This is a genomic window from Chryseobacterium sp. 2987, from assembly GCF_031456375.1.
Lineage (GTDB): Bacteria > Bacteroidota > Bacteroidia > Flavobacteriales > Weeksellaceae > Chryseobacterium > Chryseobacterium vaccae.
Genome location: NZ_JAVDUN010000001.1, coordinates 680,926 through 702,515, shown reverse-complemented (window position 1 = coordinate 702,515; position 21,590 = coordinate 680,926). Strand labels below are relative to the sequence as shown.

Here is a 21,590-nt window from a genome sequence, read left to right as displayed (position 1 = left end):
CTTTTTTTATATTATATTTATATACTTGTTCTAAATATAGAAAAATTATGGTATTAAATAGATTGGCAAAACTCTATACAATGGACGCTCACAAAATAGGCACGAAAATTTCGTACTAGACTTTTGAATTAGAATATAAACTGAAATATGAGAATTGCAATAATCGGCGCTCACAAAGTCGGTAAAACCACATTGGCAGAAGAACTTCTGGAGAACCTTCCCGGGTACACCCTTGAAATAGAACTCTATTACCAGATGGAGTCTTCAGGGTATGAATTTTCAGAAGAACCTCATCCTGACGATTTTCTTGAACAATTTAATTATTCAGCCAAACTGGTCTTCAAAAGCGGAGATGATGTTATATTTGACAGATGTGTCATTGATATCTTAGCTTATCTTCATGTTCTTGATTCTGGCCGAAATATCCAGTTTCTCTTTGAAAAAGTTCAAACCATCATCAATGAAATTGATGTTTTTGTTTTTGTCCCTATTGAAGAACCCGATCTGATATCCAAGCATCAGATAGAGCTGCCAAAACTCAGGCATAAGGTTAATGAGTTACTTTATGACTGGATTGATGATCTTGGAATAAAGGTCATTAAAGTAAGCGGAACTTCATCGAACCGAAAAGATCAGGTGCTAACCGGAATTTTATCCTAGGATCTGAGGTAGGTAACTTCTGTAAGGCTTTAAAAAGGTTACAGGTTTGAATTCTGTAGAGGTTACTTTAAGAGACAATCATTGACGGCTGTTACTCCTTAAAAAATCAGAGCAGAAATAATCTACTCTGATTGATATTTGAATAACAAGTATTAAATTCTCTTCATCATCAGGTATGAATTATTTGAAAAGAGCATATCTTTTTCAGTCACTACTTTTGTTGTTTGATCATTCATATAAACAGGAACCCCCTCCTACCCATGTTTCTAATACCGGAATATTTTGCATCTTCATATATTGTGTGGATTGAGTTGTCTCCGCTCTCCGAAGTCTCCTGACTTTGGAGCAAGTTTAAAGGAAATGATTTTATTAGCTACATTATCTCAATTTTCTTATCCTGAATGAGTGTCAGCCATCTCCTTTTCCCTCCTTCTTTGAAGAATAAGGTGTGCGGCATCCAGCATTTTAACCGTGTGGATATAAGGCATCACGATATTCCTTTCCGGTAGATTTTCATAGACGCCCATTGAGAAATAGACGATTCCGGAGATAAAATAATCAAACTCTTTGATGCTGTATTCCCTGAATGCTTTCTTGAAAACCAGCAGAGGATTCCGGTATTCCTTCTCCGAAAGCAGGCCAAGAACCCACGGAGAAATCTTCTCAGGCTGGGTATCAACCGTCCATTTCCTTTCCTTCAGCATGATGAGATAGCCTGCCCGGATCAATGACCGCATCGATTGGTGAAATTGAAAGATGACCACCGGATCTTCATTGATCCAGCTATTCCTCTTTACCGCATAATTCATAATATTGCTAAGCCTTTCTTTGGAAACATCCAGCTCATTGAACTGAAAGAACGTTTCCATCAGCTGTAACCCGGAGTGCTTCTTACCTGCCCGAAACCGGGGATCAAAATCTGTTTTTATCTTTTTCATTTGTTTGTATTTTTAGAATGCATAAAACCACCAGCCTACCGATGTACGCTGAGTTTTGTTGTAAATGATGAATGTAAATAAAATCTGCGTTCCCGTGAAAGCCCTGAAGCCGCAATGGATTGTACACTCCATTGTACCCTATCATGATACTTTATGTGGTGAAGCAGCTTAGAAAAGATAATTGTAAAAGAGCAGAACAGCATGAAATAAAAACGGCATGGGACTCTACAATATCCGATTCGGGGCACTGGTATACCTTGCATACAGATAAGAGAGCCCACGCCTAGGTCGTGAGCTTCCCGCTTATCGTCTCGTATGCTAAAAATTACCAGTTTTCGAATCGAGATTCTAAGCAATAGCTTCTATTATTCTTTGAAGTATCGCAAAGCTACTTTATTGTAGCTTATTGGACAAATGTAAGAAAAAGAATCTAATTACGGTCGATCGACCGTGTTTTTTTATTATTTAATTATTTCATTTGCTTCTATGACAGATATTAACGACAAAATTTGCTCATACATTACAAAAAACTGGTTAATACCTTGGCTTCAGGAAGGGAAGTCACAAACTTCTTTTGCCAAAAATCATGGTGTAGAAGAAAGCACCATTAGAAAAATTAAAAGTGAAGAAACTTACAGAATACCTGTTGAAACACTTTTTAAAATATGTGAAGCAAGAAAAATTAGTTTATCTGATTTCTTTAAACTTATAAATGAATAATCCTGACGAGAGTTGGGATTTTTTTGTGACAAAATTTTCGAAATCTTTAAGCAATTCAGTGAAAATACTGATTGAAAATTTTAAGAGGTTTTTTATTTTTGGTATTTACGGGAATCCATAATAAAGAAAACAGCTAAGCTCCTATATTTGAATTTCACATGAATTTTCTAAACTAATATTAAACTAATGTCAAAATTTAACATTTATAAAATTAATATTACTAATAGACAAGCACTTATTAATAAACTTCATTCGGTTAATATGGAACAAACCGGCAATCTTGCAATAAGCGGTTATCAATTAGAGTTTTATCTATCCACAAATCCAGATTCAGTAGAAATATGGTGGACTGATCTCTACAGTAGGTTTATTCAAAATATTCCTACACCCGAAAATTCGATTTATTATGCATGTTTATTATTGTATAGAGATGAAATATGCTATGCTATTAGTTTAGGTAAAACTCATTTTTATCTGAAAGATTTCTGTGACTCAGAATTTGGAATTAATTTAGCAGAACGTATAATTGATGTAGAAAATCTTAGATTAAAAAATTCTAAATTTTATAAATCAAAAAAAAATAAAACTATTACCTCCTTCTCAAATAATACAGCATTAGACTATGATAGTGGGGAATCGCTTCACTTTTTAAAATCTAAAACTATTGATTCATTACAATGGGGAAATATTGCCAGCTTTGGTCATTCTGTTCAATTAAATTTAGACATTAACATCAATGAATTACCATCCTTAATCAATCGAATAGAAAATAAGTTACAAGAACCTGTTTTAGCAAACTTTCCAAAGGCTGAATCAATTAAAGATCAGGTTGAAATAGAAAGATTAGACTCAATGGTCTCAAATGCAATTATTAGTAATGACCCAAATGTTGGAAATGAAGAATTTGATTTATCAGGAATTGATTTTATTTTTACTGATAATGCTCTTTTCCAATTTAAATTAAAAGGAACAAATATTGAGAGTGAAATATATTCGGATTTATCTATTGAAAATCTTAAAGAATTTACTGTAAACAATCATATTGATTTGCATCAAAACTTAAATGATATTCAAGTTAAATTTTTACGAGAAGAAGGTAGAAATTTCACAAAGACAGTAAAAACAATTTTACAGTATATCACAGACGAACGGGAAACTTTAATTGATGGTAAATGGCATAAGTTCAATCAATCTTATATTAATCTGCTAAATGATAAAGTGAAAAAAATTTCACTAAATTATGATCCTTCAATGAATTATAATGCAAATATTGAAGAAGATGTTTTTAACAACCAAAGAGAAGCAGAAGGATACAGAAATCTCCACACCGAAAATATTATGCTCGCAAGAAGATATAGAGTTGAAAAAGTGGACCTATATAAGGATAGCACTTTGTACTTTGTTAAAAAAGGCAACCCTCAAAAATTAAATTATGTAATTGACCAAGCTATGAACACATTACAACTACTCAAAAATAATGAATTTGTAATTGAAGAAAATGGCGAAGAAATGGAAGTTAAGAAAATATGTTTATGGTTTTTAATTGATAGAGTTAGCAATGTAAATAATTTAGCTGATTTCAATTCATTAATTTTTATAATGAAACTAAATAATTTATATAAAGAAGTTGTAGACTCTAGTTTATTGTTAGAGTGCAATGTTAATTATTATAATAGAACTTAAAATATAAAATTCCAATTTTAAAATAGCTTAATATTAAAAATCATAAAAGACTTTATTATTCATTAATTATAATTTTTTTCAATGGAAAACGAAATAGTAAAAAAAGAGATAATAAAAGCATTAAAAGAAAATATTGTCTCAAAATTAGGAACAACAGAAAATAATAAAAACTTCATCTTGCAAAATGTAAATGTAGATGAAATTCATAAATCGGTAAATAACCTGGGAAATCCAGAATATTATATAAAAGCTTTTACTGAACTTAAAAACTCAGACATACAATCTTCAGTAGACCTCATAAATTACATTACTAACTTACTTATAATGGAGATAGGAACAGCAATTATACATGCATTTATAGAAATGAAATTAATTTCCGAGAAAATGACATTTGAAGACCAAATCAATCTATTAATTGATCTTAAGAGTAATAAAGATATTGATAATATTCAGCATATTGTATCTAATTTGTTAGAACAAAAAATAAATCCTAATTCTTCATCAGAAAATATGAATTAAAAGAAAACTCAGTTCTCTGCTCTCAGAAGACTCTCGACTTTGCACAAAAAACCCAACTCTCGTTGGGATTTTTAAGCAAAACAACCTACAATTCTCTATTATTGTAAGTCTTACATTATTTTTCACCAGCTCTACTCTACGGTTTTGCGCCTTCCCTTCTTCAGAACTATTATCTGCAATCGGGGGTTTGCTACTGAAAGCCCTGATTTACTATAACTTTAACTATCTCAAAATAAGCCAGGAGCATGGCAGTATTGGCATTTACAGCACTACAACTTTTAGCATTCGGATAAAATCATCTATACTTCTTTAAGCTTTCCTATTTAAATATTAAATTGCACCTACTTTAAAAACCATGGACAAATACAGCTTTTTGGAAATAGCGGCGCTTATCGGGATATTTTTGGTGCTGTTTCTTGCCTTGTTTTTACTTACTGTTAAAACAAAATATAAATTAGGAAACCGCCTTCTCGCTTTCTTCCTTTTTACAAATGCTGTAGATGCATTGAAATTTTTGATGCGTGATTTCCCTGTTAATTTCATCAACCTTGAGGCATTTCGCTGGAGTATTAACTATTTGGTTCCAGCGTCGTTTTATCTCTATGTATTGTCCGTTTGTTTTTCCAACTTTCGATTAAAACCGAAACATTTTTGGCACACCATTCCGTTTATTGCGTTCAATTTGTATATGACGTATGGGATTTATTTTGAAGACAGAGCTTCGAAAGTAAGTTTCATCAATGCTTTGAGCGAATCACCTATCATGCAGTTTTTTCATATTCTTTTCGAAGTTCTATTTCAGGTTTATTTTATTGCTTCATTTTTGGTGATTAGAAAATCTAAAACCGTCTATCTCGAGAATTATACGAATCCGGATATCTCTATCCTAAATGCACTTTATAAAATAACAATTCTATATTATGTTTTACATTTTATAGTCCTTATAAGATGGCTGGTTACTTTTATCTTTGGGATGGGCGAGATCCGGGCCTGGATTGTAACCCTTGATGGGTTTGCGTTTTTATTCTGCACCTGCTGGTATCTATTTGTTGCGTTAAACAAGCCTGAATTTTTCAGGGGAGTGAATTCCGACCTGAAACCTATTAAAGAAGCTATTCCGAAACAGAAAACCAACCCTTTAACAGTTGAGGAAAAAAATAAGGAAATCCAATTCTTAAAAGATTTTATGCTGGAAAAAGAACCTTACCTGGATTCGTCATTAACTATTCAGGATTTATCTGAGCAGGTAAAAATTCCCGTAAAAGATTTATCTACTCTGATTAACCTGTATATGGATAAACACTTTTTCGATTTCGTGAATGAATATAGAATCGAAAAAGCAATGCAGATCCTGAAAGATCCTTCTCAAAAAGAACTGACTGTTTTGGAAATCCTGTACCATGTTGGCTTTAATTCCAAATCTTCGTTTAATACTTCCTTCAAAAAATATACGGGAAAAACGCCAACAGATTTTAGAAAACAAGCTTTGTAAAATCCGATATTTTCCCGGAAAATGAGTTCGATTTTTTTTAATCGGTCGCGTATTAACGTGCTCTGGCGCATTTTTGCAGCAAAATAAATAACCTGAGTTCGGGTTAAGGGGTTTAAATATAAAAGGCTGGAAGATGGAAGAAGGAGGCTGGAAGTTACTTTTAGTTATAGCTACTGAAAACCTCTGTAAAATCAAATTAGCTAAAAAAGAGGGCAATCTATTATTGATGACCTTCAGAACCTCCCTCTTCCATCTCCCAGCTTCAAAACTCTATAAATCAAAAATTCTTATCCCGAATTGATGTTAATTAAAAACAAAATGAATTACTATCAAAAAGTTTTCTGCAGCTTTGGTTCACCCATCAAGAAAATTGTTGCACTCAGGTTTATCAAAAGAATAGCATAAAATCAAATTTAAAAAATTACTAATGAAAAATATAATTGTAACCTTTCTTTCTCTTTTTTCAATACATGCATACGCTCAAAAAATTGAGAAAAACAGTCAAATCGTCAGGAATCAAATTGATTCTGTAATGACAAAATCTTATGAAAGAGGTTTATTTAATGGAAATGTTCTTATTGCTAAAAACAATAAAATCATCTATCAAAAATCATTTGGCTTTACCGATGAAACAAAACAAACCCCTTTAACTGATCAGTCAATATTTAACCCAGGCTCTATTGCAAAGGAATTTAATGCGGTATCCATCATGATTTTAGTGGAACGTGGACTCCTTAATCTTGATGACCATATATCTAAATTTAATTTGGGATTGCCGAAATGGTCAGAAAAAGTTACCATAAGACATCTTATTAACTATGCCAGCGGTATTCCTAAAATCGAAAACAAACTCATAATTCCGAAAAATGATGAAGAGGCCTGGAAGATTCTGAGAAACAATGATACCTTGTTATTTGAACCCGGAACCAGTTACAGCTATGACAATAGCAATGTGTTTTTGCAAAGAAGAATCATTGAAAAGGTAACCGGAATATCCTATCAGGAATTTGTCACTAAAAATATAATTAAACCGTTGAAAATGACCAATTCAGTATTCGATCCGGAATTGGGTTATAAAAACCGAACCTCTTGTTATGATATAGACAACGTCCGATGCCCGGAATTGGAATTTATAAGCGGCTGGCTTTGGGTAGACAGCAATGATCTGTACAAATGGCTTCATGCAATGAATTCTAATCGTTTAATATCCAAAAAATCCTTTCAGACTTTGTTGAATAATCCATACGCAAAAGACGAAGGCGGATCACTTGGCAGATACTTTGAAAAAGAAGATCTACAAAGACACAATGGCGTCTCATATAAGTTTGAATCCATTTTTTTAAACGATTTTAAAAATAACATTACGATCATTCTATTGTCTAATAATCTCAATAGAGTTTGGGATCTGGGGCATATTATTCACAACTTAATGCTGGGAAAAGAGTATGAAATTCCTAAAAAATCTATTTATCAAGCTATAAGAAAAGAATCGCTTAACGATGTAAATAAAGGTATAGAGACCTATTTCCTGCTCAAAAAAAATTCTGAAAAAGAATACAGCTTTGAAAACCCAGGTGAACTGAATAAATTAGGATATGAACTGTTAAGAGGTGGAAATGTAGATTCAGCTATTAAAATTTTCAGTCTTAATGTTTCTGTGTTTCCTCAATCAGCCAACGTTTATGACAGCCGTGGGGAAGCTTATTTCAATAAAAAAGAATATCAGTTATCAAAGGATGATTATCAGAAATCATTAGAGTTAGACCCAGCCAATAACAATGCAAAGGAAATGATTTTAAAAATCAATCAACTTTTGGCCACTAAAAAGTAAATCAACGACAAAAGTGTTTGTATAAACGTGCGTTAAATCACTTAAGGAGACAACTATTTACGGGTTGTCTCTTTTTTGTGCCCACTACAAGTTTATCTGTAGATCCACTGAAACTATTTTTAAAAGATCTATAAAAATTTCTAAAATAGATTACTTATACCCTATTTTTACAAAAAGATTACATGGACAAATTAAGTTTTCTGGAAGTTATTGCTGCGATTGCCGTTTTTGTATCGTTGTTGCTTGCCGTGTTTTTATTAACGGTAAAAACAGAAAGAAAACTGGAAAACAGATTATTTGCCACGTTCCTTATCATTAATGCCATTGATATCAGCGGCATTTTCATGCATCTTTTTGTGGATAGCTACAATCTGAAAGCTTTCAAAATATCTGCTTACTTATTGACAATGCCTCTTTTCTATCTGTACGTTAATGCCGTTTGTTATTCTGATTTCACCTTAAAAAGAAAGCATTTACTCCATCTTATCCCTTTCATTGCTGTCAATTTAATTTTAGTTCCAAGGCTTTATCTGGCAGAAGGTGCTGCTAAAGAAGACTTCTTTAACCATATGTGGAACTCCCCTGAAATGTTTGTTTATCAACTCATCGGGGAACTGCAGTTTTTCTTTTATACCGTTGGCGTATTCATAATACTTAAAAAATATAAAAAGATTTATCTTGAAAATTACACGAATCCCAACACCCTGTTATACCAATGGCTGTTTCAGCTTACACTGATTTTTCTGTTCATCCATTTATGGATTATTTTTAAAAATATCATACGATATACCGCATACAACGATCTGTTTATCTGGATACATATTGTAGCTGGAACCTCTTTTTTATTGGCGGCCTGTTGGTTTATATTAAAGGCATTAAATTATCCTGAGCTTTTTCGCAGAATTGATTCTACCTTACAACCTACAAAAGATTTTGCTGAAACGCTGGACACTGAAAATAAGACCGACGAAACAAAAAGTCTTCAGATCGAACAGCTTAAAAAATTCATGGTTGAGAAAGAGCCTTTCTTAGAACCTTCATTAACGATTCAGGAACTGGCAGACCAGGTGAACATCCCAGTTCGTGAGTTGTCTGTATTAATTAACCATTACCTCAATCAGCATTTTTTTGATTTTGTGAATGAGTACCGCGTTAAAAAAGCAATGACCTTTCTGAAAGATCCCACGAAAAAGGAATATACAGTGCTAGAAATCTTGTATGAAGTAGGTTTCAATTCAAAATCTTCCTTTCACACTTCATTTAAAAAATACACGAACCAAACGCCAACAGCATTTAGAAACAGTTGATAACTAAACCATTGTAAATAATCGGACTTTAGATTGCAGATAATCGGACTCATTTTATTCATTAAAATGAGTCCGACTTTTTTATATGGACATTTTTCAGGATTCTCTACAGCATATTTGCATCAGATTATGAATATCAAATTAAAATTCTGACCATGAAATATGTAACCCCTATTCTATTTCTTGCCTTACTTGGGTGTAAAAGTGTTCAAAAAATCAATCAACAAAATGTTAAAAATGCGATTACAAAAAATGCTCTTCAGCTATTGGAAGACAAAAGATTTCATTCTGTCTCCGTTGCAGTGCTTAAAGATGGAGAATCCACCATAAAACATTTTGGAGAATTAACCATTGGAAAAGGAAACAAACCCGACGATTCCACCCTTTATGAATTAGCTTCTGTAACTAAAACTTTTACAGGTTATGTAGCCGCTAAAGCCGTACTTGATAAAAAACTCAATTTAGAGGATGATATTAGAATCTATCTTAACGAACCTTATCCCAATTTAGAATATAAAGGTGAACCTATCAAAATCAAGCACCTCATCACCCATACAAGCGGGTTTCCTAATTTTCCTATAAAAAGCGAGAATAAAGAGGCTTTTTTTGAAGGCTTAAAACTCATTAAAATTGAAACGAAGCCCGGAGAGAGATATTTCTATTCAAACACGGCTCCGGAACTGACAGCCTATATCCTTGAAAAAGTCTACCAAAAACCTTTTGAGGAACTGGTCATTGAATTTATTCTGAAACCCAATACAATGAACCAGACTAAGTTTACCCTCAATGAAAATGACAGAACAAGACTGGTAAAAGGCTATAACGATAAAAACGAGTTAATGCCCAACTTCAACAGAACTTTATGGGGTGGAATTTCAGGATTACACTCTACAACTACGGATTTGGTGAAATATATGAAACTGCAACTTGACCCATCCAATCTTATTGTCAATGAATCTCATAAAAAGTTATATAAAGAAGGTTCTGATTTTTGGGAAGGTTATCATTGGTACATCATAGAAAATGATCATCAATTAATTTACAGACATCACGGAGGTATATATGGAATGCAGAATTGGTTTGTAATTTATCCTAACCAAAATATAGGGATATCCATACTGACAAACTCCAGCTTTAATGAAACAGGAGAAATTTTAGAGAAAGTAGTGGATAACCTGTTTGACGACATCATGAAAACAAAAAAATAGACACTCGCTCTCCGAAGTTTCCTGACTTTGGAGCAAGTTTAAAAGAATGATTTCATTTTACTAGCGCAAAGTCTTCCGACGTTGCGTAGTAGAGCCTTTACAAAGTACTGTTTGAGTAAGGAATAGCTTTTTTCAATCTAGTTTCCAATTCTTTGCGGTTAATTTTGTGCAATTTCCCGTTTAAAAGAGAATACCACAAATTTTGTTCATGATCCAAAAACATATTACAGTGACGGTACATATTGAATCGCGGATCAGAGATCTGCTCACTAAAATTGAAAACATAGCCTATTTCGAAATGCCCGTCGGTAAAAACCAAACGATCGTTACCTGCTATGAACCAGATTCCTTGAAGCGCATCATCCTTTACGGCGTTATAAAATACACCTTCACCTGTAATTGCAGTAAGTTTGTTTTGAATTATTTTCGGAACTTCATCTTTCCCAAGTTCAAAGACACCGTTCCCTGAAAAAAGCAACTGTCTATCCGGAGAAAGAATAGTCATAGCTTTATTTTGCATGATACTGTTAAGATACAAAGGGATTTCCTTTTTGAAAACTTTGCCCAAATCAATATTGGTTACATTGAACGAACTATCAACAATGGATAAATTCAAACCGAAAAAAATGACAGATTGGTTGCTATTTACACCAATTGACAACCACTTTGGATTATTAGAATAAGCACTTATCTTAAGTTCGCTATATCTGAAACGTTTTTCTTCATTTGATTGCTTCTTAGTCATTAAAACCCCTTTGTTGTCGAGAATAACTTTCCAATAATCGTCTTCAAAATAATTAACTATTTTGGTTGGTGCTTCGTTGATTTTTTCAAAACTTTTATCGGTAATTAATAATTGATTTTCTAGATAAACAGCATAAGCACCTTGTGTTGTTATGATAAAGCTATCATAAGTGACTGGGGCAATTTCTTTTAATTCAATCCTTTTCTGTGGCTCCGACAACCTGTAATAAACGATAGCCTGATTTTTGTTATCCAAAAAGAGCAGGCGGCCTTCCCATTTGTCAAAATATACATGATGTTTTTCAAAATCTATAACAGCACCCGATTCGCGGTCTATGAAATTAGGTGAATAGCCACCGATTCTATTAAGCCAATATTCATTTTGCAGCCTGCTTTTACCAAATGGGTCCCTGTACCATTTTGAGTATTTAACCGTATACTTTTCATAAGCATACGATTCTCCAGTCATATTGGCATCTTTCCAGAAAACAGCAGGCATGAAAAAGATACCGCTGGAATATTGCTTTTTCTTTCCGGTAATCTGAACCATCCAGAGCGGACAGTCTTCAAATGTAACAAAAGAGACATCTCCCTCTCTCGGGTAATCAAAACCGTTCTTACCAAAACCCAGATATTTCTGAAGCGCCAACTCACCCTCATCACTAAAAAAGGTAGTTGCAATTAAACTCAGATACTGCACGGCGTCACTTCCAACCTGTCCTTTTTTATCGGTTTTACCATAAACATAATCCACGAAAAGTTCCATGCAGATCCATTCGTCGAAATCAAAACGTGTAAGAAAATCTTGAAGCTCCTGCGTTGCCTGCCCAAAATGCCTGCAATAGTCAATGATTTCAGATTTTGAAAGGATGGGTTTGCCTGCAGGAATATCGTTCCATTGCAGATTAAAAGTTTGTGTAGCCATTGTTTTTAGTTTTTTATTGCAGGATGTTCAACGGGTGAATAATGATGATCAAAACAGCAGGTATAAAGAATCCTTACTTTATTTTTATACCTTCTGATCTTCTCATATAGTTCCATTGACAATATTTGTTTTTTAAAAAGGCAGAATGAAAAGCCCTTGCCAAGCTTTATTATTTAATTCCTGCTGATGAGGAAGAGTAAAAGCTAGATTCCTGACAGTTTATACTTGGGTTTATCAATTTAATGAAAATTATACTTTCTAAACAAAATATACTATAAATTATATAAAGGATTTTTTTGAACCGAACGAACATCAAACGGCTATGAATGCCTATTTCATTTGATCAGCTTATTATTTACTAAGAATGTTTTAATGTCATTAACCACCTCATTTGGGCGTTCGTCTTTTACGCCATGCCAGGTGTTTTCATAAACTTTATGAACAATAAAAGGCGGGTGCTCAGCTGTAAGTTGATCGTTTTCTTCTTTAAAATCGAACCAGTCATTTTTGCTGACAGGGTCAAAAATGAGCAAAGGTATATTCAGATTCCGATAAATAATTTTAGGATTTAGCTGATGCGTTGAAGCACCAAAAGCTGTTTTAGAAGTAAAAGGAGTGTAAATAATAGCAATGTTTTCTTCTGCAGAATTTTCGCCGGTAAGTTCTTCTGCTCCTGGGTTTATTTCATATTTCCCGTTTGCGTTTTTCTTGATCCGGGCGTAAGAAGTAAAAATTTCTTTTTTCAGTTTCTCATTTCCTTTTCCTTTTATACCCCAATTGTTATACATAAACCAATAAGCATCAAAGTCGTTATCAAAAACCATTGTTTTTTTATTGGTATAATATTGTTTTGTTTCTTCAATATCTTTCCCAATGTTAGCCTGCTTTGCCTGAAAATCCCAGGCCACAGAACCGCCATCTTCCAAAATAAGAGCCTGAACCATTTCCGGATAAGCATCATAAAATGCCGAACTTATGGTTCCTCCTCTTGACCAGCCTCCGATAATTGCTTTTTTGACTTTCATTTTATCTAATAGAAATTTGACATCATCTGCAACGTGATAAACAGACAGGTCTTTTTGAGAAATGGGTGTAAATCCGTGTCCGTAGTAATCAATTGCAATGACGTGAAGATTCATTTTTACCAATTGGTCTATCACTTCGTATAGTTCATAGCCATTGCTATACGTTCCGTGAATCCAGACAAGTGTTGGATTTTTTTTATTTCCCCACTCTAAATAATGCATTTTTACATTATTCGTTTGAATATAATTTCCGTGTTGTTTTTCGTATTTATCAAACTCGGGTTTTAAATTCTGGAACAGATTCCGTTGTGCTATAGAATCTACGGAAGCGTTTGTTTGCGCTTTTACCGATAAATACACAATGAGAGAAAGCAATAGAATGATATTTTTTTTCATGGTTTACCTGTTTTTAAATTCTTTCTACATGTTTTTTAAGGAATTTAGACAGTTTTTGTAAATATTGATTAGAGCTTCTGATACAATTTTGGGATCTTGCTGGTGTATTCCATGGCTGTAACGCGGCAACAAGATCAGCTGGCTATTGCTGTTATTTTTTATCATCTCTGCATAATGGTTTATTCTTAATTCATCCAGCTCCTTCCACCACGGGATTAAATTGATCCCTAATTTCAGATTTTCGTTCATCTCTGTTTCATAATTTTCAATGTGCTTATTGTAAGAAATCATTACGGTTACGGGAATGTCCTTAAGGGGTGGTAAGGATTTGTATTTTCTAAAGAATTCCGGTGAACTTTCATTCAGTTCTCTCTTTGCCTCATTTCGAAAACCATCTGATGTTAAGGGATCATTTATGATGTTTTTAAGGTTGATCACAAATAACTCCCTATAACCTGTAGAACTTGATGTATTAATTTTCACTTTGTTGTCTTCGTCTTTTGTAAGCATAAAATCTGTAGGATCTATGAAAAAAAGACCACAAACTTCATTCGGATACATTGAGGCATACAAACGTATAAATGGTCCGCCTATTGAGTGTCCTACTAATAGATAAGGCGGACTTATTTTTAAAGCGGCTAACAAATCGTGAAGTCTTTTGATAACATCTTCATCTGTTTTTATGGAAGCATCTATTTCTGACTCCCCAATTCCATTCCTGTCATAAACTATCCCCGCAAAACTTTTTTGAACGAAAGGAAACAAACTTCCATATCCCCCACCTCCAGAACCGAGGCCACTTTCAAAGATTACTATGGGTTCATTAGGTTTTCTTTCATCAAGTCCAAAAGTTTTATATGCTATTTGCTTATTGTTAATGGATACAAATTTTCTTTCAGAAGTCTGTGAAAAAACCAGTGTTATTGAAAAAAAAGTAATAAATACAGATATGATTATGGATTTCATTTTTTTTGATTTGGCATAAGTGTCAGGTCCTAAAACTCCTGTTAACTCAGAAATATACACAATGTACATTCTGAATATTTTAAACAATATTAATGAATTTTTAGATGATAATATACTCTAATGTACGATTTAACCCTAACATTACTTTTAGGTAAAAACACCAATTGATTTTCAAATATATACATCCAAAATAAATAAATTCTCATTTACGCCATGTGACATTATTGTATAGAAATATAAAAACCGGATGATTGACATCCGGTTCCTGTTTTTTTTGTGATAGCCTGAATTTAGTTTCTGGAAATACTCAGGTTAATGATCTGGTAATTGCCATTCTGCATATCAACCTGTACTTTATAAATACCGGTCGCCAGCTCGGAAACACTGGTCGTCCCACCACTGCTTGTGATCTGGAAACGCTTTCTGATCTGCGAATTCATGTCGTAAATCGTAACATCCGTCTGGTTATTTCTGAATTCAGGACGGTTATTGCTGTCAAGAAGATATAGCTGAATCTGATGGTCGGCTGGATTTGGAGTGATCCCAAAACCTCCTCCATTGTTATATTTTATGGTGACAGGCATCTCTTTGAAAGCTGAGCAGCCACATGCATTACAAGCCCTTACCTTCACCGTTCCATTGGTAGCATTATTGCTTTTTACCTTAATTAAATTCTGATTAGCAGTACTGGCTAACAGTTCCCAGTTTGCCGGAGTAGTGGAGAAACTCTGAACCGTCTGGAAATTACCCGGTAATTGCCATTCATAGTGCGTAGCATCCTGTACAGGATCTACTTCATACGTTAATACCGGAGATATAGGCGGGTTACCGTTTGGCATTGGGAAAACAGTAATTGTTGATGGTCCGTAGATATCCGCAGGCTGGGCAGGCCCTCCTACCATTACCAGTCTTATAGAGCTTTTTTTACCACAGGTACCTCCTGAATCAATGATAACTGTTATCATACTTGTTCCGTGATATGTTGAATTCGGATTTACTTTTACCGTGATGCTGGATGTTCCCTGCCCGGAAACCAACTGAAGGCCATTTCCTACGACCCATGTAAAAGTCACCCCGGAAACATTGATGCCCGGAACACTATAGGTTTGGGTAGCTCCCGAACATACTCTGTTGGCACCTGTTATAATAATGTCTCCACAAAATGCCAAACAGTCTGTATTGGTATAATTGGTCGTGTTATTCAGCAGTTGTGATAACTCATTTCCCAGGAAATTTCCGGTTTTCTCACTAAAGCTGATATGTTTAAAATTATTATTGGATTCTGCAACAAATTCATGGAAAGGAGAACTAAGCCCGCTGCCTTGCAAATTACTGCTGGCATATGATCTTTTATAATCCTGCAGCGTTAAGTTCCCATTCGTTCTCTTGATCCCCAAAGCACTTGGAACCGGTATAAAACTAAAGGTTGGATTTACAATATATCCGGAAACAAGATCTACATCCGTCTTATAATACCCTCCTGCAAGATTTTCAGTAGGAAGTACCGTATTGCCGATATAACCTCTTTTATTGGTTACATCATAGGTGATTGTCCAGTTGATCCCCAGCCACTTCACTCTGAATTTTTTATCATATTTAAGGATTCCGCGGTAAACTTCCCTGTCGCTATTGGTGGTTTCAGGGATCGTCTTGATCTGAAAATCAGCACGCAGCTGGGACGGAAGAGGAATGGTTGAAAATAATACAAGCCCCAGATTATTGGTGGTTGCTCCCCAGAACGTCATGGAAAGATTAATTAAAGTACTGTTAAGCTCGTTTAATGAAGCGGTTTCCTTCTGATAACGGAAAAGATTATCTCCGGCGTTATAGCCCTGGTTCATTCCACACATACTTCCATTGCTGATGGCTACATTCCGGCTTTGTGCAGGATATCCGAGAGCATCAAATTCATTTTGCCAGTTCTGATGATAAGAAGTATTGAACTGCCAGTTAGGAGCGATATAATTTTTCGTCATTTGCAGGGCAGCAGGACAATCTACAATCGTTAACACATCGCTGCCTCCAAAATCAGTAATGAAATTCTGATTGAACAGTCCTATAATATCAAGGACAAAAGGAACCACATGATCTCCCAATGCATGTAAAAACGGATTGGAGGAATAAAGCTCGTTAGCGTGACGCAGCATATACTGGGCACCTACAGGAATATTGGCTCCATCAAGCGGTGAATCGTGGGCAATGAACAGGCCTACCTCATGGTTATAATTCTCCTGTTCCAGTTTTACCAAGGCATATTTGCTAACCAATCCGCCCATACTTTGCCCCAGCAGTACGTTGGGAGCAGTGCTGCCATTGGCTGCTTTCTGACTGTTTACATATTTTATAATCTTTTTCAGCGTTTCGGCATTCTGTCTGATATCGCCTATCCCATTGCGCCAGTCAACATAAATAATATCGTACTTCTGGCCGTTTGATAAGATATTCTGCAGCTGCGGAGAAGCGCTTAAGCTTGCTTTAAAATTGGAAAGAGACAGGTCACCACCCACTTTTTCAGGAGTCAGGGCGCTGCTTAAATCAAATCCCTCAGCTACAATAAGCGGACGTGTAATGCGCTTGTCATTATCGTTGATATAGTCTATACGGAGGGTTGCACTGTGTTTTCCATTATTGATTTTAACATTGTTCAGGTCTCCGAACAGGCCGCCAATCTCTATAGGAAACTTGATTCGTTTGATCTTTCCGGAGGCTAATGTTACCGAAAAAGCCCAACTGTATTTACCTTCTGTAGAATAGTTCAGAGTTATGGGTTCGTCTAACCTTAGGATCTGCTGCGGATTACCACCTCCAAAATCAGCTGAAATAGATTGTATTTCTTCTGATCCATTTCCCAGCAAAAGCTCTCTGGGCAGGACAACATTGAACTTTAAAGAATTCATCCGGTTGATGGGTGCAGTAAGAACAAATATTTCATCTTCCTGATAAGGATTCTGCCATACACCATTGTTGTACACATCTTTAAACTGCTGGTTTTCTACCGTTATTTTGTTTTCGTCATAAGCATTCATCGCAAACTTAGAGAATTTTGCATAAAGCCCCGAAAGAACAAGTGTAGGAGCTGTACTCTCCTCATTGTTGTATTCCTTTCTATAGCTCACCCATCTTGCAGCCATTTCCGGCATTGTAGGGAGGTTTCTGAGGCCATTTTCATGAATAACACCAGAGAAAAGTTCTTTATATACGCTGCCATAGATGTGAATGTCCATTTCCTGTGCTTTTTCACTGTTATATTGTTCTATATCAGTAAGGCCCCAGGCGTAATCGAGCAAAATACCATGGGGTATCCTCTCCCGTTCCAGTTTCATAAACGGTTCCGCCATTCTCTGGGCGAATCCTTCCATATTTTCTTCTGTTTGTGCATACATACCCAGTGTAAAAAAGCTGAGTAATAATAAAAGTAGTTTTTGTTTCATAAAATATTGGGTTTAGTTGGTTGTTCTATGTTGATAATGGTATAGGATTAATAGCCTCAATACCGATATGTATTCTGGAAAAAATAGCAATAAGTTGAATAGCAGGCCTTTTGAAAGGACTGGAAATAATGGTTAAGAAAACGGAATTACAGGGGCAACAAGCCCCGTTTTCGGAAGTTCTTTACTCAGGATTGAGACTTAATTCACAATACAGTAAATGAACCTGTTCAACATCATGATGTTTTATCATTCTAAGTGAACATGAAAGGCACTAAAAAAAACAAAGCGGTAACTTTTCTCCAATATATAACATTTTTTAATACAAACAAAATATATTTTATGTAAAATATTCAATACAATTTAATTATGATTGAATTTTAACCTATTACATCACATTAAAAAGAAGGACAAACAACGAATAAAACAATGTTTTCGACATTTTGAAATTAACATTGAAATTATTATTAAAAAATAATAATTTTTAGTAAAAAATCAATCAATAACACACATAAATAGATAAACTTCCTACAAGCCTTATAATACAATTTCACTATAGAATAGTTCTGGGGTTACAAGTTTAACAGATTTCTATCCGTAATCAGCAAATCCCATTACAGCTCCCTACGAATCTTCATTTAATTTTCTGTATTCAGGTTTAAATTTTATATTTAGGGGAAATTAATAATCTTTACTGACCGTATGAAAAAATCATTAATGCTGTCTACCTTCTTCGGAGGTATTACTTATTTACAACCACGGCATTTTTCAAAATATTTCAAATTGCAACCAAGAATCATACAATTTATGGGGATTAAATCTTTATCGCCGGATAAAAAATAAACTAATACAATGGAAACAACTACTGAAAAACCCTTTACAATACGTTTTTATAAAGAAGAATTTTTCGATGAGGAAAAGCTTTATATGGAAGCAGCTACAGAATGCCTGATAAGTGAAATCACCTGTCGTGTAACGCTGGATAACTCTCTTGCGGAACAGACCTGCATGAGCTCTGGAACACCTTCCAATACTATGGATGCAGATATAGGGTCTGCATTTTATGATATCATAAAAGATGTATGGACGGAAAATCCCGGTAAAGAACAGGAGTATTTTACGTTTAATCTCAATACTAAAATTACAACCACTGAAACACTCTCAAGACTGTTGGAAGCCAAGCATGCTGTCCGTGTCAAAAATCCGCTGTTCGGAATAAAACGGGAAGAATGGCCGGAATGGGAAGAACCACAGTTTGATATTCCTGAAATAGTAAAAGATAAAGCACCACAAAAGGATGATTTTACCATCAGTGTCTCACCGCAATATACAGAGGGTGATATGTGGGATTTTCTTGATGAAACCGCTTATTTTGATTTGACAGTTTCATCAGACAAACCTATTAAGAAGATAAACGTTACCGCAAACTTCATGCGTGAGCAACCAAAGGAAAATCTCTCTGTAGAGGTAAATCCGGAAGCACAGTCACACGAGCTGAGAATTGAGGTCTCCGGCAACCTTCTGGATCAGGTGAAGGGACTCGGCAGCTTCAGCCATAGTGAGTACGAAAAGTTCGATTATATATTCAAATTCGAAATCATTGATGCGGAAGATAAGAAGCATATGCGAAAAGTAACTGCACAGCTTCCCAATCCCTACTATAAAGACATAGAAGCTGAAAAGCAGATTGCCCGTGAAGTACTGGCTGAGGTATTCCGGAAAAAATATAACGAAGACATTGCTGAGCTGAAAATAGAAAGCCAGTCGGGCTGGTGGGCATGGAAAAAGGATGATGCTTCGTTTCAGTACGGATGGAATGATGATGAGATTCTGCTATACCGTTACTTTGGTTCTGTAGATTATGATGCTGATCAGGACGAGGTATGGAATGAAATGCAAAAGCTGACAAAGCTGACAGACGGCGCGGGAGAATTTGTGTACTCAGACAGCTATTTTGTACTGAAATGCGAATTCGGCCCGGGATGGATAGAAGCGGATGATCTGGAAAAGAAGCTTGATGAGTTCGAAAAGTTCGCCGAATCGGAAGAGCTTTCGAAGTTCCTGGCCGCATATGAAGGAGAAGGCTAAGACTGAAAACGCTTACAGATTTTTTTAATTTCACAAAGGATCAACAAGGAATATTGATGCAGTGTATGAATACTCCTTGTTTAAAATAACAAATCCCAACAAAGGCTAAGACTCATTCATAAAATAATCTCAGTTCAGGATAAGAATTTTTGATTTATAGAGCTTGGAAGCAGGGAGATGGAAGAGGGAGGTTCTGAAGGTCATCAATAATAGATTGCCATCTTTTTTAGCTAATTTGATTTTACAGAGGTTTTCAGTATCTATAACCAAAAGCAGCTTCCAGCCTTTTATATTTAAGCTCCTTAACCCCAATTCAGGTTAAAATATGATTTTCGAAACTGAAGCGAAGTTATTCCTGTATGTTTTTTGAAAAATTTAATCAGATGGTTGGATTCTTTGAAACCAAGCTGATAAGCAATTTCATCAATCTACAGGTTCTTATAGATTAAATCTCTCTTGATTTGTAAAATAAGATGCTCAGAAATCCAGTTGTATTTTATTTTCTACTTTTATTTTTAGAATCCTGTAAACAGGATTGTTTTTTTGCTGTTTAACAATTAAATCAATATTTGGTTCAGTGCACTTTTATAACATCCTAAAATAAATTCCGTATAATATAATTGTGCATCTAAAACCTGGATTTTGTCATGAAGCTCTATCCGTTTGGAAAGCACGGTCTCTCCTTGATAACTGAATGAGCAGAACGAGAAAATTTTAAATCCCGAATTTCTTACGGAGGCCGCATATCCCGTAGAGGCAATACCCCAATCTGTTCCGAATGATGTAGCGACCTTTACAGCCATTATATCTGCCATATTTTGTGTTTCAAAACCATTTTCCCGGACTTCGTTCTGATTAATATCCAAAAAACCGCCTTTTTCCGGTAATGTAAAGGTAGTTACCCCTCCTTTGTAAAATAAAGATGCATTAGACATCTGGGAAAAAGCCAGCTGTATCAATCCTGAAGTTACACTTTCCGCAATAGAGACCGTTTCGTTCATTGTAATGAGTGAAGTACTGATATAATCCAGTAAATTTTGCTGAAATTTCATGACATCTATTATTAATATTGATATAAAAAACTTTATAAAATCCTTTTTACGCTACTGAAATCAATTTTCAGATAACGTCATAATCATTTAATGTTGTTGCAAAATAATGTTCAATTGTGTCCCTGGCATTTTTGCACATCCATAAAAGATCTTCCCTTGGGGTATCTTCAAAAATAAAATCATCATGAACCTCAATAATGAACTCGCTCACTTTTTCAGTGTTCATCAGATCATAAACCATTAAATCATTAAGGCTATCTAATCTGAATTCTTCCTTAAAAAAAGGAATTTTGCGGAAAAAGGAATTCTTGAACTGAAAAAGATGTATAATTTTCATGACTGGTACTTTATATTAATTAAGACTAACATTTTGTTCTCAAAGTTTATCTCATTATTGTTTACAAATTCTTTTCTTAGAGATTCTGTATATGGCCTGTAGGAAAAATACTGTAGATTACTTTTTATCATAGGTATAAAAGGACAGAGGCCATTGGCTTCTATCCCTTATTAATTAAAACCTTCTAAAAACAGCTCTACTATTTTATCGGGTTTTAATGAACTCATTATCAAAATTGAGAATTCTTAGGTTGATTAGTCTCTTTATTATA

18 protein-coding genes are annotated in these 21,590 nt (G+C 34.7%); 10 read left to right on the top strand and 8 right to left on the bottom strand.

Features of this window, described 5'->3' with window-relative positions:
• Positions 1-147: 147 nt before the first annotated feature.
• On the top strand, positions 148-660 hold the full coding sequence (locus J2Y40_RS03170) for an AAA family ATPase (RefSeq protein ID WP_309996853.1): 513 nt from the start codon (positions 148-150) through the stop codon (positions 658-660).
• A gap of 392 nt (positions 661-1,052) precedes the next feature.
• On the opposite strand, the gene J2Y40_RS03165 is transcribed toward J2Y40_RS03170, so the two are convergent.
• On the bottom strand, positions 1,053-1,598 hold the full coding sequence (locus J2Y40_RS03165) for a hypothetical protein (RefSeq protein WP_309996850.1): 546 nt from the start codon (positions 1,596-1,598) through the stop codon (positions 1,053-1,055).
• A gap of 486 nt (positions 1,599-2,084) precedes the next feature.
• On the opposite strand from J2Y40_RS03165, the gene J2Y40_RS03160 reads away from it, so the two are divergent.
• The 8 genes from J2Y40_RS03160 (at position 2,085) to J2Y40_RS03125 (ending at position 10,358) form a co-directional block, all read left to right on the top strand.
• Entirely contained in the window at positions 2,085-2,318 is a 234-nt protein-coding gene (locus J2Y40_RS03160; protein ID WP_309996848.1) for a helix-turn-helix transcriptional regulator, read from the top strand.
• Between the two features lie 186 nt (positions 2,319-2,504).
• On the top strand, positions 2,505-4,001 hold the full coding sequence (locus tag J2Y40_RS03155; RefSeq protein ID WP_309996844.1) for a DUF6119 family protein: 1,497 nt from the start codon (positions 2,505-2,507) through the stop codon (positions 3,999-4,001).
• An 81-nt stretch (positions 4,002-4,082) separates the two neighbouring features.
• Positions 4,083-4,520: a hypothetical protein gene (locus tag J2Y40_RS03150; RefSeq protein WP_309996842.1), complete on the top strand. Its 438-nt coding sequence runs from the start codon at positions 4,083-4,085 to the stop codon at positions 4,518-4,520.
• A 355-nt stretch (positions 4,521-4,875) separates the two neighbouring features.
• Positions 4,876-6,012, top strand: coding sequence for an AraC family transcriptional regulator (locus J2Y40_RS03145; protein ID WP_309996838.1), 1,137 nt, complete (start codon positions 4,876-4,878; stop codon positions 6,010-6,012).
• Between the two features lie 133 nt (positions 6,013-6,145).
• Positions 6,146-6,313 (top strand): hypothetical protein, encoded by a 168-nt coding sequence (locus J2Y40_RS03140; RefSeq protein WP_153393739.1) that lies wholly within the window; start codon positions 6,146-6,148, stop codon positions 6,311-6,313.
• 126 nt (positions 6,314-6,439) lie between these two features.
• Positions 6,440-7,843, top strand: a complete 1,404-nt coding sequence (locus tag J2Y40_RS03135) for a serine hydrolase (RefSeq protein ID WP_309996834.1) — start codon at positions 6,440-6,442, stop codon at positions 7,841-7,843.
• A gap of 182 nt (positions 7,844-8,025) precedes the next feature.
• Complete coding sequence (locus tag J2Y40_RS03130; RefSeq protein WP_309996832.1) at positions 8,026-9,150, top strand: helix-turn-helix transcriptional regulator; 1,125 nt, start codon at positions 8,026-8,028, stop codon at positions 9,148-9,150.
• A gap of 155 nt (positions 9,151-9,305) precedes the next feature.
• Positions 9,306-10,358, top strand: a complete 1,053-nt coding sequence (locus tag J2Y40_RS03125) for a serine hydrolase domain-containing protein (protein ID WP_309996829.1) — start codon at positions 9,306-9,308, stop codon at positions 10,356-10,358.
• Positions 10,359-10,455: 97 nt separating this feature from the next.
• On the opposite strand, the gene J2Y40_RS03120 is transcribed toward J2Y40_RS03125, so the two are convergent.
• The 4 genes from J2Y40_RS03120 to J2Y40_RS03105 all read right to left on the bottom strand — a co-directional run bounded on the left by J2Y40_RS03120 (position 10,456) and on the right by J2Y40_RS03105 (position 17,845).
• Positions 10,456-12,027, bottom strand: coding sequence for a hypothetical protein (locus J2Y40_RS03120; RefSeq protein ID WP_309996826.1), 1,572 nt, complete (start codon positions 12,025-12,027; stop codon positions 10,456-10,458).
• 335 nt (positions 12,028-12,362) lie between these two features.
• Entirely contained in the window at positions 12,363-13,448 is a 1,086-nt protein-coding gene (locus tag J2Y40_RS03115) for an alpha/beta hydrolase (RefSeq protein ID WP_309996822.1), read from the bottom strand.
• Between the two features lie 24 nt (positions 13,449-13,472).
• Positions 13,473-14,483 (bottom strand): alpha/beta hydrolase, encoded by a 1,011-nt coding sequence (locus tag J2Y40_RS03110; protein WP_309996819.1) that lies wholly within the window; start codon positions 14,481-14,483, stop codon positions 13,473-13,475.
• A 221-nt stretch (positions 14,484-14,704) separates the two neighbouring features.
• Positions 14,705-17,845 carry a T9SS type A sorting domain-containing protein gene (locus J2Y40_RS03105; protein WP_309996816.1) on the bottom strand — a complete coding sequence of 1,047 codons (3,141 nt, stop codon included), beginning with the start codon at positions 17,843-17,845 and terminating at the stop codon, positions 14,705-14,707.
• A gap of 849 nt (positions 17,846-18,694) precedes the next feature.
• On the opposite strand from J2Y40_RS03105, the gene J2Y40_RS03100 reads away from it, so the two are divergent.
• Positions 18,695-19,930 carry a hypothetical protein gene (locus tag J2Y40_RS03100; RefSeq protein WP_309996813.1) on the top strand — a complete coding sequence of 412 codons (1,236 nt, stop codon included), beginning with the start codon at positions 18,695-18,697 and terminating at the stop codon, positions 19,928-19,930.
• Between the two features lie 302 nt (positions 19,931-20,232).
• Here the strand turns inward: J2Y40_RS03100 and J2Y40_RS23950 are convergent, their stop codons facing one another.
• From J2Y40_RS23950 to J2Y40_RS03090, 3 genes are all read right to left on the bottom strand, one after another.
• Entirely contained in the window at positions 20,233-20,349 is a 117-nt protein-coding gene (locus J2Y40_RS23950; protein ID WP_409017663.1) for a hypothetical protein, read from the bottom strand.
• Between the two features lie 138 nt (positions 20,350-20,487).
• The gene (locus J2Y40_RS03095) at positions 20,488-20,982 is read right to left on the bottom strand and encodes a CinA family protein (RefSeq protein WP_309996810.1); all 495 of its coding nucleotides are present in this window, start codon (positions 20,980-20,982) and stop codon (positions 20,488-20,490) included.
• 67 nt (positions 20,983-21,049) lie between these two features.
• On the bottom strand, positions 21,050-21,319 hold the full coding sequence (locus tag J2Y40_RS03090; RefSeq protein ID WP_309996808.1) for a heme oxygenase: 270 nt from the start codon (positions 21,317-21,319) through the stop codon (positions 21,050-21,052).
• Positions 21,320-21,590: the final 271 nt, after the last annotated feature.